We start from the raw sequence: 17459 nt of genomic DNA, 5'->3' as shown, positions 1-17459 counted from the left end.
CGTTTAATCTGGTAAATAATTTTTTTATCTTTAGCTATTCTTTACATCGATTATAAGCATTTCGTTCAGCTTCCTTTGCTTGCTCTACAAGTTCTTTTAACTTTCCATCTTGCATTAAGCTTTGTATGTCGTCAAGAGAGTAATCATCACTTTTTTGTAATTCATTAAACTTATCCTCTATTAATTCACCTTTCCTTTCAAATTCTTCTTTTAAGAATTTAATTTCTTCTTGAGATTTAGCATTATCTAATGCATCTGTATATTCTTCAACTAAATCATACATTTCATTTGTCAATTTAGTGAATTTAGATTGACAGCTGCAAAGTAACACCAGGAAACTTCCTAATATAAATTTCTTCATAATCAATAGATTCATCTTCCCCAATTCCCCGAAGAAAGCTATTAATAATAAAAAAGGTGTGGGAACTATATTTGTCTTATCCTTAGATTAGGTCTTCGCAATACCCTTGGAATGGATAAAACAATAGCAACCCACACCTCATGACAATATAAGAACACCATATTACATGAATATGGCATATATATGTCAAAGGTGTGGTGCTATTGCCATCATCTTCATTCCAAAATTAAAGTTGCGAAGTTTAATCTAAGAAGATAATATCAATAACACCTCTCGTTAATTATGTCCTTCCAGCGTCTTAACTCGATAAGTCACTGGAATTGCTGCAAAGTTAGCGAAAGGTTTTTTAATACTCAAACTAAAGTGCTAATAAATATGCTATTATATAACATACTAGTACAATGTATTGGACTATATACAGGCTATTATATATCCAGTAACCTACATTTTCTTTATTTTCTGTATTGGGTATAGCAAAACAAAAAATCACAATAATGTTGGTAGATTTTCAGAATCTCCCCATTAGAAAGGATATTTCTCTGAAAACCTACCTGCCCATTATTTAGAAGCTCAAAGATTCATAAGTCTGTAAGATTTCTTCCTGCCTTAATCCCAAGTATCTTTTAGTAATGGCAACAGAACTATGATTGAACAGTTCCATGAGCTTAACTAAAGCAAACTCTGAATTTTCACTGTTCATATTATAGACCTGCCTGCCAAAAGTCTTTCTAAGTGAATGGCAGGAAAAGTTCTTAATCTTTAGCCTGTACTTCTTCTTCACCTCTTTAAGAATGATATTTATTCTCTGGACTGAAAAGACTGTACCTTTCTGACTTACTAAGATAGGTGCATTTATTCCAGCTGGATTTATATGTTCGTAACATTCTCTGATATGTTCCTGTAGCTGGGGATTCAGTCTTATGGTTCTTATCTTATCAGTCTTTTTCTCAGTTACACTAAATTCGTCTGTATCTAATATCTGCTTCCATCTTAAAGCCAGAATATCAGAAATCCTCAATCCTGTAAAACAACCTAAAGCTATAAGAAGTGACATTTTATAATTCTCATCTTTTGCCAGTTTTCTTATAAGGTTCATTGCATCTGACCAGACAAGATAGTCTGCTGTTGTGCTTGAATATTTAAGTGACATAATGTTCTGTTTTATAGGTAAATGAATAAAAGTGAATATTAATTTTGAGCTATGTTTACTAACTAATTGATTTATAGCTAAACATTCACTAATCCACAAAGTGAATATTAATAAGAGGTGGCAATATTCCCCCACCTCCTATATGCCTTTCCTAGAATGGTCTGTTACCATATTTATAATCCAGTATAGAATTACAGATTCTATCATAAAAGGAGAATCCGCAACCTGTATAGAAATAGCTATGATAGGTTGCTTGATATTCACGCTGCAATTCTTGGTTATCCCTAAGTATATCATCCAATTTATCTAAGGAATGTTTCAAGGCCTGTACTACCTTTATATATCTAAGGTTGTTGTCCACTTCGCCCAAACGGCTTTCTAAATTTCTGATATGCTCTATAAGTTTGTCTATCTGTTTATCCATGATTGTAAGTATTGGTAGAAATAAAAAAGGACAACTAACTTAATAGCTGTCCTTTCTTCAATATTAGTAATATGTGTGTTATTTCTTGGAATAATGGTATCGCATAGAGAATATGTAAACCTCTATTATATCATCATGCACGGAGTAAACAATTCTATGCTCTGCATTGATTCTTCTTGACCATTTTCCAGCCAGTTCGTATTTAAGTGGTTCTGGCTTTCCTATTCCTGTGTATGGGTGTGCGGCAATATCTTCCAATAAAGTTTTGATTTTGTTTAAGATAGCCTTGTTTCCACTTTGTATAAAGTATAGGTATTCTTTTCGTGCCTGTTCTGATAATGTTATTCTGTACATGCTGCCCGTTTTAAGAAATCTTCTATGCTTTCACCTTCCTTTTGAGATATAGAGTTACCGTTCTTAATATCCTCTTCACCTTTATGTATTGCTTCCATTGTATCGGGTGACGACATGATGTACTCCGTTTCCTTTAGAGAATTGTATTCATCCAAAGAAATCATTACTACTCCTTTGCCATTCCCACGATTGACAACTACGGTATCATAATCGTCAATGACCGCATCAATGTAGCTTTTCAAGTTGGCTCTTAAATCTGTGTAATTGGCTGTTCTCATAAATCCTCCTTTGTTATAATGCAAAGATATGTACTTATTTGCGTACTTACAAGTATAAATAGTTAATAGTTCGATATTTAAGAAAAGGACACCCATAAAGAATGCCCCTTTCTCTCTCAATCAATGAACCATTTATATCTCTCATCACCATGTAATGCTGAATTGATTCCCAAAGCCATTTCTGTAGCATTCAAGGAACGGTCTAAGAATGAATCAATATAGCTTGACTTGTTGGCTCCAGTCAACAGGTTGTAGAACTTCCACATATTAAGCTCATTTCCGAAGCTGCCAAAGTTTTCATCATTAATATATGCCTTGGCTACACTGTTTATCTGCGTATCAGTAAGCGACATTCTGGGTAGTGCTTTCTGGTAGCCTGTTGGCAAGCATTGATAAAGTCGCATTCTGCCTATTATCTGACAGAACTGGTGTTCACTCATGGAAGTGTTGCCTAACTGCTGCATCAGATAAATATGTCTGGCTGGATTGTAGTTACTGAAAAGTTCCAATGCTGCACGATAAAGTTCTGTGGTATTGCTTACTCTCAAATCATCCTTGTAACCATCTGTAAAGATGCACATGTTACAGCAGACTTGATTCTTGAATCCGATAGCCAAACGGAAAAGTTCAGGAACTTTCTTGGAATAAAGATTCATCTGGTTGTAAGCTCTTACTCCTACGATGGAAAGATTCAGTTTGTTTCCTCCTACTGTTTCATAGATAGTAGGAATATCAATGCTGAAAGCTGCCCTTTCATAGTAGATAGTCTTATCTGATTCCAATAGTTGATTGGCTGGCTTGTGGATTGCTTCTGGGATTCTTCCCTTAATAATGTGGCTTGTTCTGATTGTGGCCTGTTCCACCTTTTCACCATTAAAGAAAGACTGTGCTGCATCCTGTATGGTTTCCACAAACTGGGCATGATTGATAGTAAGCTCATTGTCCTTAGAGAACACTGGAGTAATGCAATCATTCTTCAAATGATTCAATGTCACTTCCTGTGTGTTGGCTTCGATGAAGTGATTGGCAGGCTTTACTGGCTCGTCCATGATAACGGTAGCTTCTTCTGCATATTCACCCAGATTCATTCTCTCACGATTGTTTGCCATAGCTGGCATGATAACCAAATTTCTCATATTGATAAAAGTTTAAAAGTTTATAATCTTATTACTATATAGATGTTTAGGACTATACTGGCTATTTTACATTTATCTATGAGAGGGGGACTAAAAGGGTTGTGCACCGCCTTTCCAGTCACTCAATAATATTGGGACTGTTGACAGAACGGGAGGGGGAATTTCATATAAGACACCCCATACCCGTTTCTTTGACTTTCAGATAAACTGAATATATGAGATTCATGTATCAGACCACTTTCCTTATGTTTATGTATATATGTGGTATATTATAAAGTATGTGTTATATAATCTGTATTAGAACTGAATTTGTCTGGAATTTATAATCTGAGAAATAGGCAGCTAAAAGTTCAGCACCGCATCTGCCAGAAACAGATATAATTATGCTATTACTATATTTAATGGCTTGGTTTCAGTCTTTTGTATAGTTGCATTTAATGCTTTAGCTATGTATTCCAGAGTAATATCTTTGGAAACTATTCTTTTAGTTAGCAGACTGCGGATTTCATCATCGGACAGATTGGCTGTCTTGCACAGGATGGCATTCAACACAGGATTGTTTCTCTTTGTTTGTCCGTTTGCAGACTGGGTAATCTTATCGTTTCTGTCCGGTGGGATAATGTCATTATCCAGACACCAACCATATATAATATGGTACAGTCTGCTTAACAGGTCAGTACCTTTAAAGTCTGGAATTATGGATTTGTTGAGAATCAGAAGTCCTTTAGGTATCATTTTTATCTGTCCCTCTTTAATTGCTTTCTCCAGATATTTATCTAGCGTCTTGACATCTATTCCTAATTTGCTGGCAAGTTCAGAATGGTTAAGCGCTCCTTTATAAGATTTCTCACTTATATATTTGTTCGTTTCCTGTTTGCATACGGACTTTATAAGTAGTAGCAATCCTTTAATTTTGGTATCTGTAGTTTCATTGAAAAAGCTGTTTAAGACGAAGAAGTAATTCTCTTTGTCTTTTTTAAAATAGTATCTGTTCGGGGATTTGATTCTGGTTTCTATCTTGTCAAATATGAAATCTGCATTTTCCATCAGTCTGGGAACAATTGATTTTACTGTACGGAACGAAATTCCAGTTTTTTCGGTAATGTATTCCCTTGTGGTTTCAGTAATATTAGTTTTATAATTTCCAGTGGATTTTATGCCAGCTATAGCCAGTATTGTTTCCAGCTTGTTGTTCCCCTTGATTTTATGAATGTCTTTTGTCAGTGTTATATATGATTCCATTGTGCGCAAAGGATTGGTTGTTCATTTCTTCTAGGTATATGTTGTAAATATCTCCGTTCTTTAATGCTTTGTTGTACCTGCCTGTTCCGCCTAAGTATTGTTTCAGTTCCTTTCTTGAACCGAACAGTTTGTTGTGTGGTTTGTAAATCATCATAGTTTTATTAGTTAGTTAATTAATGTAGGTTGAATCTGATAATGAAGTGAAACGAATTATCTGTTATGTAATGTAAGTAATGTATGTAATGATATGTGGACGCTTTTTCCGTGACTTGTAGGACGCTTTTTCCCTAAGTTATGGGACGCTTTTTCCGTATATTTTTGAAAGGATTTCTGACCTGTTTTCAGAAAGGTCTGGATGGACTTTCCCTCGGTGTTTGCTATCTTATTCATAGCATTGGAAAGTTCCAAGTAAAATTGGCTCTAATATCTGCTATAACGAAAATCGTCTTGTTTCATTAGTTACCAAGGTTGTGACCAACATTTTCTCAAATTTCTGTATTGGGTATAGAAAGACAGAAAAATGAAGTTTTGTTGGTAGCACTTAGATTAGTTCAGTAATTAATTGATAACCTCTGTTTTTACCTACCCAGCAGGGAACGGCTTGATAATAGGAATTGATAAGTTTAGGCTCTATCTTTTCTTCGGGATGAATGTTCAGCATCTTAAATATCCTCGTCAACTCATTAACTATATTTTCATTGGAATATCTATTACCAACCTTAAATATATTCTTAATCAGTCGGATAACCTTATTTCCTTTGCGCAGTATAAGAATCATCTTTTCTCTGATTTTTCTTTCGTTGTATTTAAGTTCTTCTATATTCTCTTTACCCAGTATCTCAAAGGCTTCCACAATGAACGGGTCTACCTTTCTCATATCATTTATGTAGTCCAAAGCATATTCTGAATAGGGAACGTCCATTTCACTGAGCTGCTGTACCATAATTCTGCGCTTCTCTTTTACCGAGCGTGCACTTCTGATTATTTTCAATTTCTCATCATTGGGGTTATATTCACAATTGCTAAATGTAGGATTGAAGAAATGACAGTCATCGTACCATTTAGTTACCGATTCTACAGACTGGTATCTGTTCCTTACCAGAACCTCGTTTATCTCATTATCTATGGCAAACCAGTTTTTGGTAAAATCGGGATATAGGAACTTACGGAACGGCATGGTTTCAAGAACGGCACTGAAAGCAAATCTGCTCTCCTTGTTGTCAGCGCTGTTATATAAGGTCTGTATTATTTGATAGGCAAACTCATGGGCGGATATTTCCCATTCAATCCGTTCTCTATCTTTGATAATGATTGCTGGATTTACCCTGTAGATGTGTGTGGCGGATTTTATCCCGTTGCGGAACCTTCCACAAATCTGTATGCAGTCAGTATCAATATCAAGCATGGTATATTCAGAAATATAAGGGTCTGTCACCATTACCAAGTCCGGTTTATAGGGCAAATCCAAGTCAAATGCAGTAAAGAATCTTCCGGTGAAGAAGTTGTATTTCTTCATGGTATCTGCGCTCCACTCCTTATAGGCATTGTCAAAGGAGTATTCATTTCTGAGTTTCATGCGGCTTTTGGGTGCACAATAGACTGCTGAATCTTCCAGTATGTTCAGCTGTTTCATTATGGTATAGATTTCTACTACAGAATTAATGAAGACACAGATTGTACCATCATGTTTTTTCAGATAATCGTTTACCGCTTTCTGTATGTTATAAGTATGGGTGACTGTAATCTCCTGCCTGTAGTCATAATCGGCATTCACTTTCATGGTCTCAAACTCTTTTAGCCGTGGGTCACTGAATCCGATTGGAGTAGCCGAAACCAGTGCCTTTCCTTTGAAGCGGAAAAAGTCATTCATCGGTAGAACTATATCCATTCTATAGTCAACGTCTTTAATTAACTGGTGGCATTCATCCATTAGCAGGAAGAAATGGTTGTATATATCAATACCGCATCTTGCACACGCAGTTTTTACCTTGCCGAAACTTTCGGGAGTAATCATAATCTTATGTAGCGTATTACTTGTCAGATAATTGCATATCTTATCTGCTGTCACATTTTCATAGACACCCAGCAGATTATCATATTTGCTACATTTGCTTCTGATAACAGGAACATTGGGAACAATGATAATGGAACTTCTTTCAGTATTAAGCTCCAGAGTAGTAGCTCCACAACCGGGTATCTTTTTGGAAAGAATGCAGTCGGATGGAATTTCATTCATTACGTCTGACAGGTATTGACCTTTATGTATTGTAATCATAAACCTTTGCTGTTTAAATAGTCTATAAATTCATCACTTCTCTTTATGCTAAAGTATAGCTTGCCAAATCGGAACAGTCCTCTGAGCCTTATATAGGCTTCTGTTTCTCTTAGAAACGGTATTCTTGCGATGTTGCATTTCTGCTCGATAAGTTCTTTCAGGCAGGTCGTTTGAGTGTCCTCAATTGTTTTAGTAATATCGGATGGGAAGATACCGAAGTCTTCATAATCACCTGTTTGCAGGTAGTTGAGAATCCAGTGCCAGCTTTGTCTGTTAAAAATATATCTTATTCCAGTTGTGCCTTGACTGCTTATCCATGCTTCTCCATTCATTTGAATATGGAGCTGTTTGTGTTGCATCATTAACTGCTTCACTTGTCGGTGAGCTGTTTCGTTGTCGTATGTTTGAGAGAACTGTATCTGTTTCATCTGATTGTTGTATTGGAAAGGATGGCCGAGAAGTGCTGTCCTCTCGACCTCCTTTCAGGTTGACTGTTTAAGCTACCTTATTGGGTTCGATTGTTTCCTGCTTCGCTTCCTCCTTCTTCATCCATTCTGGCTTGCAGGCTTCACTGATAAGCTCGTTCACTTCATCCGTTGCTTTTAGACAGAATCTTATATAGCCGTTGAAAGTGTTGGTGAATCTCATGCAGCGATAACGCTCTCCCTTGTTGCTGTACCAGTCGGTCTCAATATAGCCTCTCATTGGTGATTTGATGTACTGCTTGAATAATTCTAACACCAAGTTCTCTCCCTCCTTGGCAACTTCTATCTCGTGTTCCTCTGCGTTATAGGCGCTCAAATCATCTATGATTTTGGCCATGCCTTTGTGTATGGCTGATATGAGGTCGGTATCTCCAGCACCTTCAAAATGTTGTACGATGCCAGTCCGGTAAGTGACCGTAACAGAAATGATTAACTGTCCACAAGATTGCTTGAAACGCATGTCTGTTTTGGTTGGAAACATAAGGAATGCTTCTTTTAATGCTTGTACGAATGCTGCATTTACTTTAGTATTTTCTACTTCATTATTTAACACTTCTGGGAATTTGATATCCTTCATAATTTCAAATTTTAATGTTTAACGTAATTAATTATAATGCCATTAGAAAACTACTGAAGCTATGCGCACTTGCTCGTTTGTTTCCTTTTGACATTGCAAAGTAAAGCATAATAAAATTGATGATAAAGGAATTATCCAAAAGCACATGTGGGTAGAAAAAGTGATAAATTCAGTACGTAAAAAAAATGCGTACCCAAAAGAATATCTTTTAAGTACGCATCATCTTTAAAACAGGTAATAATGGTTAGCAAAGTCTGGAAAGTCTTCATTTTTATATTTTCGAAGTAGATTTGACAGCATCCTGTTCTTGCTACCATCAGAATCATATTCTTCGTTGTAACGCTTACCATCATATCCAACTGTGTAGATAAGTCTTGAAATAAACATCATTTTATCTGCTGAGACTTTTACATTTATGTGAGATAGTTTATTCTTGTCGGCTTTCCTGTCTTTTAAGAAAAACTGGAACATGTCTGCAAACTTCCATTTCTTGAATGATATAGCAAGATTTGTTTTGTTTTCAAAATCTATAGCTTGTCCATGTTCTAGGAAATGGTTTAAGCCAATTTCTTTAAGAAGTTTAAGTTTATCTTTTGGTGATAAATTTCGGTTAATTATATCATTGTATGTTTTTATGTAATAATCTAGTGCCAGCTGAACAAATTCGATAGTATTCTTTTCACTGGTATCAAAGCTCTTCTTTTTTTCATTGGTTAAAGTTAAAGTAATGCCGGAACAGTTTGATAGACTATCTACAAAGTCACCTATATCTTGAACTTCACTTTTTTTCAGTGATGTACTAAAGTCCTCGATATAATCATGAACAAAAAGAAGCAGATACCAAAGTTTACTTACGTCCAGACCAAATGCTTTAATTGTATTCTGCAAGTCTTCATTTTCAAGAAATTTATCTTTGAAAGACATATCCATCTTTTTGAAATTAGAAGCCATAAAGTCTTCTAAAGACTTATCTACTCCCATTTCTTTTAGTCTTAAAACATTTTCCTCTGGAGTTAATTTACTTGTTATATATCTGTTGACAAACTTAGCTGGTGCTATAGATATATCTCCTTCGTAGCTTACAAAATGGTTGGCTACTTCCCACACATATTCCAGAAGTGGTTCATCAAGACATTTATAGCTTTCACACCAACCAATCTTTAAATCTGGCAGTTCTTTTATTAATTGTAGTTGTTCCATTGACATAATATGTTATCATTAGTAATGCTGCAAAATAAAAGAAAAGTCTGCAATCTTTTTCAGACTACAGACTTCTTTTCGTTATAGTAGATTCTTCATTGCATCGTCCACTTGTTCGTTATCAAATTTGCTTAGATATATCTGGGTAGTTTTTATATCTTGATGTCCTAATGCTTGTGATATGATTCCAATGTTTACTCCAGATTTCTTTAATATGGTAGCGAATGAATGGCGAGCAACGTATGTGGTTACTTCTGCCGTTATCCCTAATTCTTTAGCAAAGGCTCTCAATTCAGTATTTACTTGATGGCAGATTTTATGTACTCTGTTACTTTTCTGCATGGGTGTTATATGGCGTTTGCAATGTAGAATAGGAAATAGATATTCTGCCTCCTGTTGATAAGTAGAATATTTTGCGATTATTGTTGAGGCTTCTTTTGATAATAGGAGATTGATATTGCCATGTGTTTTTTGTCTTTGGTAAATCAATCTGTCCTCAACAATGTTTTGACGTGTTAAGTTAGCAATATCCACAAACGAGATTCCTCCGCATAAATATGAGAATGAAAACAAATCGTGAGTAAGTTGTCTAAGTTTACTTTGCCCATTACAATTTGCGTTTATAAGTTTCAGAATATCATTCTTGGACAAGGCTCTTTTAATAGTTTTGGTATTGAAGTGGCTTAGCTTGTACTCAATAAACGGATTCTTTTCACGTGCCACTACCTTTGCTTCTATTGCTTTATTATAGGTAGCTCGTAAAGTACGGAACTGATAACTGAGAGTTGTGTCTTTGTTCCCTTTACTTCGCATCCAGTCCTCAAATTTTTTGCAGAAAGAAACGTCTATATGGCTGAAAGTATAATTCAGCTTTTTACCTTTATTGAAATTGCGTAAAGTATTATATGAGTTTAGGTAAGCATAGCTATTACCAATTCTACCTTTCTGTTTTAAATCTTCGATTAATGACAGATAGAATTCTTCAACTGTTTTGGCTTTGATTTCTTCTTTCTGTTCATTTATTAATGAAGAAGCGGTAAACTCTTCGCTATTGGCTTTCTTTTCTAAGATTTTTTGCTGATAATCTAATTTTGTTTTAAGTATAATCTTTTGAATTAAGTCCTTGTTTGGATTGTTAGGTTTGGGTACATTTCGTTCAAAGTCCCAATGTTTTGCTGCAACAGATATTTTAAGACTTTTGTAGGTGCTTTTCCCATTCTGTGCAATTCTTAACATTAAAGGGTGTTCTCCATTTGCTAAGGTTTTACTTTTGTAGCAAATCACTGAAATTGTAGCGTCCATAAGAATCTGGTTTAATTCTTGGTTTAATTGCTGGTTTAATTTGCTCGATTAAACCGTCACTTGCAGCGATATGCTCAAAAGCAAAAAAGCATCGACAATCATCAGATTATCAATGCTTTTTCCCAGTCGGGGTGACTGGATTCGAACCAGCGACCACACGCCCCCCAGGAGCCGATTTTAAATCTTCATATTTTTCTATCTCTTTGATTTTCAGAACTTATACTACTGAGCATCAAATGCTTATTTTCTATTGATTTTCTTCTTTTTGTTGGTAGTTTCGGAAAAATGTGTCATATTTGTGTCATTCAAACAAAAGCAAAATCAATGAAACGCTAAAAGTATTGGAGTATGGCACATTATAAATTCATGTTGTTAGAGTATAATGCAGGCAAGGATGGAAAAACGGCTGTAACTTTACGCATTACTAAAGACAGAAAGCGAAAGTACATTAAAACAGGTTTGCTTGCAACTCCTGAGCAGTGGAATACTGCCAACGATCGTTTTGTTACTGACAAGAAACTTGTGCCTAAATACAAGGAGTATAATGCGAAGCTGTCTGAAATAGAAACTCGTGTAAATGCGGTCTTTCGTGATTTTGAGGTTGATGGTATTGACTGGACCTTGAATCAATTTGAAGATGCTTTTGTGGGGAAAATTTCGAAAGGCAATGTGAAAGATTATTTCAATACAGTGATAACTACATTGAAAGAAACGGGACATGTGGGTAATTCTGTTTGTTATAGTCGCACCCTGCATATGCTTGAATTGTTTGATAATAAGTTTGATAAGAAAGTATTTTCTGAGATTGACATTAAATATGTAAAGGCTTTCGATGTGTTTCTTCAGAAACGGGAATGTAAGGGAAATACCCGGAAATTTTATTTCAAAGCTCTGCGTGCAATCTTAAACAAGGCTATTCAAGATAAAGAAGCGTCGGAAAGCACTTATCCTTTTGGAAAAGGAGGTTTCAATGTGGCTGCTTTGGAAGAAGAAACAGCAAAGCGGTATTTGCCACATGAGGATATGGATAAATTGAAACACACGGTAGTTGAAAGTCCTGCCCAGGAACTGGCCAGACGTCTGTTCCTTTTTTCCTATTATTGCTATGGCATATCGTTTATAGATGCAGCATTGCTGACTAAGAAGAATATTGTCCGTTATAATGGTGGAAATTATATTGTCTATAAGCGGAATAAAACAAAAGAAGCCAAGAAAGTCAAACCTATCCAGATTAAGATAACTCCTGAAATTCAGGAATTGATGGATTGGTTTGCTGCTCATACTATATTAGTGGAAGATTATTTGTTGCCGATTGTTTCCATTGCCGGGTACAAGGGGGAACGACTATATAATCATATTCGTAGCCGTTTTGGACGTAATAACAAGAATTTGGCTAACTTAGCGCAGACTTTGGGGATTACGGACATGAAGCTGACCAGCTATGTGAGTCGTCATACAATGGCTATGACTTTACAGGACAATCAAGTACCACGTGAAGTTATCTCACAGATATTAGGTCACAGTGATTTGGCAACGACCAATACTTATTTGGATAGTTTTGCCAGTAGTGTAATAGACGAAGCGGTAAAAGTATTATAAAAGAAACTGTATGTTATCAACAGATAAAATAAAGGACTTGCTTTCGCATGGTGAGAATAAGCAAGTAGAATTTAAGAAATGCACGGATAAGGTTTCGGCTTCCGTATATGAAACGGTATGTTCTTTTCTGAATGCAGAGGGAGGATATATCTTTTTAGGGGTGGATGATGATGGTACAATATTGGGAATTAACCCTAAATGCGTAACAGATATGACCAAAAGTATTATCAATACGCTGAATAATCCTGAACAGTTTCTTCCTCCAATGCCAATTACGCCGGAGCAGACAGAGATAGACGGTAAGATTATCCTGTATCTGAATGTGCCGGAGAGTGAACAGGTACATAGATATAAAAACCGTTTTTACGACCGTTGGGGTGATGCAGACAATGATGTGTCAAAGCATACTTATCTGGTTAAGAACATGTTCATGCGAAAAGAAAAGGAATCTTCCGAGAATGAAGTATTTCCCGATGTAACATTGGGAGATATGGATGAAGAATCGTTCAAGATTATGCGTAGCCACATTTCCATTCATAACTCCAATCATCCGTGGCTGAGCATGACAAATGAAGAATTCCTGAAAAGTCTGTTCTGGGGTAAACAACGGGGAACAAATAGGGAAGGATATAAGTTGGCTGCCATTCTTTTATTTGGCAAGGAACAGACTATTCTAAATTGTTGTCCGTGGCATCGTACGGATGCCATTTATCGTAGCATATCTTACGAGCGTTTCTTGCATCCGCTTCCGACTGACCCTGATATTCGTTACAATGACCGGGATATGATATGCGTAAATTTGATTCAGTCATATATCCGTTTGCTGAATTTTGTGCAACGTAACATGCCTGATAAGTTCCGTTTGGCAGATAATGGTATAGACCGTTTGGATTTACGGGTAATGATATTCAGAGAAGTAATTTCAAATACCCTTCTGCACCGTGAATATATCAGTTCATATACCAATAAGTTTCTCATATTCCGTGACCGGGTCATAACGGAGAATTGGACGAAACCTTTCCAAACAGGGGATATAGATATAAATGACTGGCGTACCCGTACAAAGAATCCGCTAATAACAAAGGTATTCCGTGAAATGAAATGGGCTGAGGAGCTTGGATCTGGACAGAAAAATATTCGGAAATATGCTCCGTTATACTTTGAAAACTCTGAGATAGAGATTCATAGTGGAGAGGAGTTTGTCTTTTCCATTACTTATCGCGACCCTAAAGAATTTGAGTTTGCAGAAAATATACCGACAAGTCACCGACAAGTCGGCACTAAGTCGGCACTAAGTTGGCAGCAAGTCGGCACTAAGGTAGCATTAAGTCAAAAGGAGATAAAAACTATATTGGAAACATGCTTGCTCGAAAATTCTTTAACTCAGATTATTGCTTTATTCAATTTTAGTGATAGAACAAAGTTTAAGAGGAAATATATAAACCCTCTGATTGCAGAAGGATTGTTGGCAATGACTGTTCCTGATAAGCCTAACAGCCGTTTGCAGAAATATTATACCACAGAAAAAGGAAAATTACTACTATGCCAAGACGAAAGCAATTGACATTCCATATTCAAGATTTGCGATGTGCCGGTCATATCATCGAAGAGTTATCCAAACTACCACAGTTGGCTAACTTCGACATGAATTCTATTGAACTGACCATCAAAGAAAACAAACCAGCACCCAAAATTATCAAAAAAGACATCGATATACTGATAGACCGTTTGCTGCGTGGCTTTTCAGCAAACAAACATACTGTTACGCAATTAAACGGATGTTACCTGATTACAAATGTTCATTTAGCCAAATGGATGAAAACAACCCAAGCATCCGTCAATAAATGGATAAAGGACGGTCTGATAAAGCCCAGCAAGAAATCATTTACCAATCTGGAATTCTTCGATATAGATGAGGTAATCGACCAGCTTCGCAAACAAAAACAATAAAATCACATTTTCTTTTATCATCTATATTAACTGTGCCAATTAGTGCCAATTCGAGCCATTTGTTGCCAAGCCTTGAAATGCTGTCTGGCAAATGTCTTCAAATGACATCAAATGTCTGCTGTTGGCATAGCTGATATAGATATTATCCTGTTTTATAAGCTCTTATTTTTATATTTCCTTTGCCGTATCAACGTTGAGATGGCTGTGACGACAGCTTATTGTTTAACCCCTAAAATGTTTGATTATGGCAAATATCATTGTCGCAACAGAGGAGCAGATTCAAGAAGCTGTATTCAATGCGGTTTCAAAATTCTTTTCAGGAAATCAACAGGCAGTACCTAGTTCCGATTTACCTGATACGTTAAGTATGCCCAATGCCTTGAAAGTGCTGGAGGATAACGGCTTTCCGACTTCAAAAGCGAAATTATACAAAATGACTTCGCAGGAACAGATACCCTTTATGAAGTATGGAAACAAACTTGTTTTTTCTCGGAAGGCTCTTATTGAATGGGCACACAAGCAATTGGTTTCTAACAGCAGTGAAGGTTGTGATTCCGCGGCCAACATTCAGAAATGTTTTAAACGTAAACGCTAAGGTATGAGTACGGATGAAACATTGAGAAATGAGAGCCCGTTTGTCCGGGTTGGTACGACACTCTACAAAATAGTGAACCAACCTCGTTTGAACGGTGGTTACGTAAAGAAGCGTATTGTCTGGAACAATGAAACACTTCGTCAGGATTATGGTAAAGATTATCTGGCAAATGTCCCTAAATATGACGGCTTTTGTACTGTACCTGACCATGTGAACTACCGTCAAGTGATAGATAATTTTCTGAATCTGTATGAACCGATAGGACACCAGCCAAAAGAAGGAGATTTCTCTCATATTCAAGCTTTACTGCACCATATTTTCGGTGAGCAATACGAATTGGGAATGGATTATTTGCAACTCCTTTATTTGCAGCCTGTTCAGAAATTGCCGATTCTGTTGTTAGTATCGGAAGAACGAAATACGGGAAAGAGTACGTTCCTAAACTTCCTGAAAGCTATGTTCCGCAATAATGTAACCTTTAATACGAATGAAGATTTCCGCAGTCAGTTCAATTCGGATTGGGCAGGGAAACTCATCATTGTAGTGGATGAGGTATTGCTGAACCGCAGGGAGGATTCGGAACGGTTGAAAAATCTGAGTACAACTTTATCCTATAAAGTGGAAGCAAAAGGCAAAGACCGTGATGAGATTGCCTTCTTTGCCAAGTTTGTGCTTTGTTCAAATAACGAAAGACTTCCTGTAATTATCGACCCGGGAGAAACACGGTATTGGGTAAGGAAGATTCATCATTTGGAAAATGACGATACACACTTCTTACAGAAACTGATTGAGGAGATTCCGGCATTCCTTTACTTTTTGCAACATCGGACACTGACCACTCAAAATGTGAGCCGTATGTGGTTTTCACCGAAACAGACGGAAACAGCGGCTTTATTGAAAATCATACGCTGCAACAAAAGTAAATACGAGGTGGAAGTTGCAGAACTGATAAAGGAAATCATGGAGTGTATGGAAATAGACAGTTTTTCTTTTTGTCTGAATGACCTGCTTATCCTGCTGAATCTTTCTCAGGTCAGAATTGACAAGCATTGGTTAAGGAAAATTGTGACCGAAGATTGGAAACTGACTCCAGCTCCGAACGGATTGAGTTATACCACTTATCTGTTTGCCTGTAACAAAGAAAGGAGATTTGAACCAATCAGACGGGTAGGACGCTATTACACCATTACCAGAAAACAACTGGATGAATTCTAATTCTTTTGTTGAATTGTTGAAAGATAATACAAACTTGCTGAGTATAAGAGAATAATATTCTCAACAAACATTCAACTTTTTAAAAGCACTGTTGAAAAGAGAAATAGTTATTTCTTTTTTCATCGGTCTTTGTTGAGTTGATGTTGAAGTGTCATTCTGTTGTTTTTCAGTAAGATAAGTTCGTCGCTCAACAAATCAACACATTTCATTCACATTCAAATTCATAAGAAAATGACAATAGAAGAAGCAAAGAATATTAAACTGGAAGATTATTTGCATAGTTTGGGGTATAATCCGGTCAAACGACAGGGAATGAACCTTTGGTATAAATCACCATTTAGAGAGGAAACAGACGCATCGTTTAAGGTGAATACCGAAATCAATAAGTGGTTTGACTTCGGACTGGGTAAGGGAGGTAATATACTTACCTTGGCTTCGGTACTGTATTGTTCCGAAAGTGTACCTTACCTTTTGCGTCAGATTGAGGAACAGGCTCCGCATATTTGTCCCGTTTCCTTTTCTTTTCAAAAGCAGTCTCCTACAGAACCGAGTTTTCAACGTATGGAAGTGAAACCTTTGGAATCACCAGTTCTGCTTTCCTATCTGCGTGAAAGGGGGATTAATACGGAACTTGCGAAAAGAGAATGTTGCGAAGTACATTTCGAGAACAACGGTAAGCATTACTATGCAGTCGGGTTCCCTAATGTGCGTGGAGGGTATGAAATACGGAACAAGTATTTCAAGGGGTGTATTGCTCCCAAGGACATCAGTCATATTCGGCATACGAACAGGCAGAATGAAGTCTGTTATGTCTTTGAAGGATTTATGGATTATCTTTCTTTCTTGACACTGAGATTGGACAGTTGTCCTCAATATCCGGAATTTGACAAACAAGACTATATGGTACTGAATTCTGTATCGAATGTTTCCAAGGCTTTTTATCCGTTGGGAAATTATCTGCGCATTCATTGCTTTTTTGATAACGACCGTGCAGGGATGGAAGCCATTCTGCAAATCCGAAAAGAGTATGGTAGTACCATCAATATCCGTGACGCATCACATCTGTATAGTGGATGCAAGGATTTGAATGAGTACTTGTGTAAACGGAATCCTCTCCGAGAAAAGAAATTCATACAAACATCAGTGCCCAAGAAGTCGAAAGGCAGGAGTCTGTAGTATTAATCAAGTAACATTGCTGTAGCAACGGAATATGTGTAGGCTGAGGAAGCAAGGTAATGGAAATGTATACATTTCCGCCCTTGCTTTGCCAGAAGGCAAAGACAACCTGCTCCCGTTGGTTGCAGTCCAAAACGAAT

18 protein-coding genes are annotated in these 17459 nt (G+C 36.7%); 6 read left to right on the top strand and 12 right to left on the bottom strand.

The window, feature by feature from the left end; translation table 11 throughout:
• Positions 1-34: 34 nt before the first annotated feature.
• From OIM59_RS14100 to OIM59_RS14045, 12 genes are all read right to left on the bottom strand, one after another.
• Positions 35-361: a hypothetical protein gene (locus OIM59_RS14100; protein ID WP_303897322.1), complete on the bottom strand. Its 327-nt coding sequence runs from the start codon at positions 359-361 to the stop codon at positions 35-37.
• 562 nt (positions 362-923) lie between these two features.
• Positions 924-1511 carry a tyrosine-type recombinase/integrase gene (locus OIM59_RS14095; RefSeq protein WP_303897320.1) on the bottom strand — a complete coding sequence of 196 codons (588 nt, stop codon included), beginning with the start codon at positions 1509-1511 and terminating at the stop codon, positions 924-926.
• A 151-nt stretch (positions 1512-1662) separates the two neighbouring features.
• The gene (locus tag OIM59_RS14090; RefSeq protein WP_303897317.1) at positions 1663-1935 is read right to left on the bottom strand and encodes a hypothetical protein; all 273 of its coding nucleotides are present in this window, start codon (positions 1933-1935) and stop codon (positions 1663-1665) included.
• A gap of 78 nt (positions 1936-2013) precedes the next feature.
• On the bottom strand, positions 2014-2289 hold the full coding sequence (locus OIM59_RS14085; RefSeq protein ID WP_303897314.1) for a Txe/YoeB family addiction module toxin: 276 nt from the start codon (positions 2287-2289) through the stop codon (positions 2014-2016).
• Complete coding sequence (locus OIM59_RS14080; RefSeq protein ID WP_303897310.1) at positions 2277-2567, bottom strand: type II toxin-antitoxin system Phd/YefM family antitoxin; 291 nt, start codon at positions 2565-2567, stop codon at positions 2277-2279. The genes OIM59_RS14085 and OIM59_RS14080 overlap by 13 nt, the downstream gene beginning before the upstream one ends.
• A 116-nt stretch (positions 2568-2683) precedes the next feature.
• Positions 2684-3703 (bottom strand): DUF3871 family protein, encoded by a 1020-nt coding sequence (locus OIM59_RS14075; protein ID WP_303897308.1) that lies wholly within the window; start codon positions 3701-3703, stop codon positions 2684-2686.
• A gap of 381 nt (positions 3704-4084) precedes the next feature.
• Complete coding sequence (locus OIM59_RS14070; protein ID WP_303897305.1) at positions 4085-4945, bottom strand: MarR family transcriptional regulator; 861 nt, start codon at positions 4943-4945, stop codon at positions 4085-4087.
• A gap of 541 nt (positions 4946-5486) precedes the next feature.
• Positions 5487-7220: a hypothetical protein gene (locus tag OIM59_RS14065; RefSeq protein ID WP_303897303.1), complete on the bottom strand. Its 1734-nt coding sequence runs from the start codon at positions 7218-7220 to the stop codon at positions 5487-5489.
• A complete protein-coding gene (locus OIM59_RS14060; protein ID WP_303897301.1) occupies positions 7217-7648 on the bottom strand; it encodes a hypothetical protein in 432 nt (143 codons plus the stop codon). The genes OIM59_RS14065 and OIM59_RS14060 overlap by 4 nt, the downstream gene beginning before the upstream one ends.
• Positions 7649-7715: 67 nt before the next feature.
• Positions 7716-8186, bottom strand: a complete 471-nt coding sequence (locus OIM59_RS14055; RefSeq protein WP_303897299.1) for a hypothetical protein — start codon at positions 8184-8186, stop codon at positions 7716-7718.
• 321 nt (positions 8187-8507) lie between these two features.
• Positions 8508-9482, bottom strand: a complete 975-nt coding sequence (locus OIM59_RS14050) for a hypothetical protein (protein WP_303897298.1) — start codon at positions 9480-9482, stop codon at positions 8508-8510.
• Positions 9483-9563: 81 nt separating this feature from the next.
• Positions 9564-10784 carry a site-specific integrase gene (locus OIM59_RS14045; RefSeq protein ID WP_303897295.1) on the bottom strand — a complete coding sequence of 407 codons (1221 nt, stop codon included), beginning with the start codon at positions 10782-10784 and terminating at the stop codon, positions 9564-9566.
• Between the two features lie 348 nt (positions 10785-11132).
• Here OIM59_RS14045 and OIM59_RS14040 point away from each other — a divergent pair, with 348 nt between their 5' ends.
• From OIM59_RS14040 to OIM59_RS14015, 6 genes are all read left to right on the top strand, one after another.
• Positions 11133-12383 carry a site-specific integrase gene (locus tag OIM59_RS14040; RefSeq protein WP_071150471.1) on the top strand — a complete coding sequence of 417 codons (1251 nt, stop codon included), beginning with the start codon at positions 11133-11135 and terminating at the stop codon, positions 12381-12383.
• A 10-nt stretch (positions 12384-12393) separates the two neighbouring features.
• On the top strand, positions 12394-13947 hold the full coding sequence (locus OIM59_RS14035; protein ID WP_303897291.1) for an RNA-binding domain-containing protein: 1554 nt from the start codon (positions 12394-12396) through the stop codon (positions 13945-13947).
• Positions 13926-14333 carry a hypothetical protein gene (locus tag OIM59_RS14030; protein ID WP_294458062.1) on the top strand — a complete coding sequence of 136 codons (408 nt, stop codon included), beginning with the start codon at positions 13926-13928 and terminating at the stop codon, positions 14331-14333. The genes OIM59_RS14035 and OIM59_RS14030 overlap by 22 nt, the downstream gene beginning before the upstream one ends.
• A gap of 244 nt (positions 14334-14577) precedes the next feature.
• A complete protein-coding gene (locus OIM59_RS14025) occupies positions 14578-14928 on the top strand; it encodes a helix-turn-helix domain-containing protein (RefSeq protein ID WP_258895925.1) in 351 nt (116 codons plus the stop codon).
• Between the two features lie 3 nt (positions 14929-14931).
• The gene (locus OIM59_RS14020; protein WP_303897288.1) at positions 14932-16143 is read left to right on the top strand and encodes a primase-helicase family protein; all 1212 of its coding nucleotides are present in this window, start codon (positions 14932-14934) and stop codon (positions 16141-16143) included.
• Positions 16144-16374: 231 nt separating this feature from the next.
• Positions 16375-17319 carry a toprim domain-containing protein gene (locus tag OIM59_RS14015; RefSeq protein WP_303897286.1) on the top strand — a complete coding sequence of 315 codons (945 nt, stop codon included), beginning with the start codon at positions 16375-16377 and terminating at the stop codon, positions 17317-17319.
• Positions 17320-17459 lie beyond the last annotated feature (140 nt).

Source organism: Bacteroides mediterraneensis (genome assembly GCF_025993685.1).
GTDB lineage: Bacteria > Bacteroidota > Bacteroidia > Bacteroidales > Bacteroidaceae > Phocaeicola > Phocaeicola mediterraneensis_A.
This window is presented reverse-complemented; position numbering and strand designations above follow the sequence as displayed.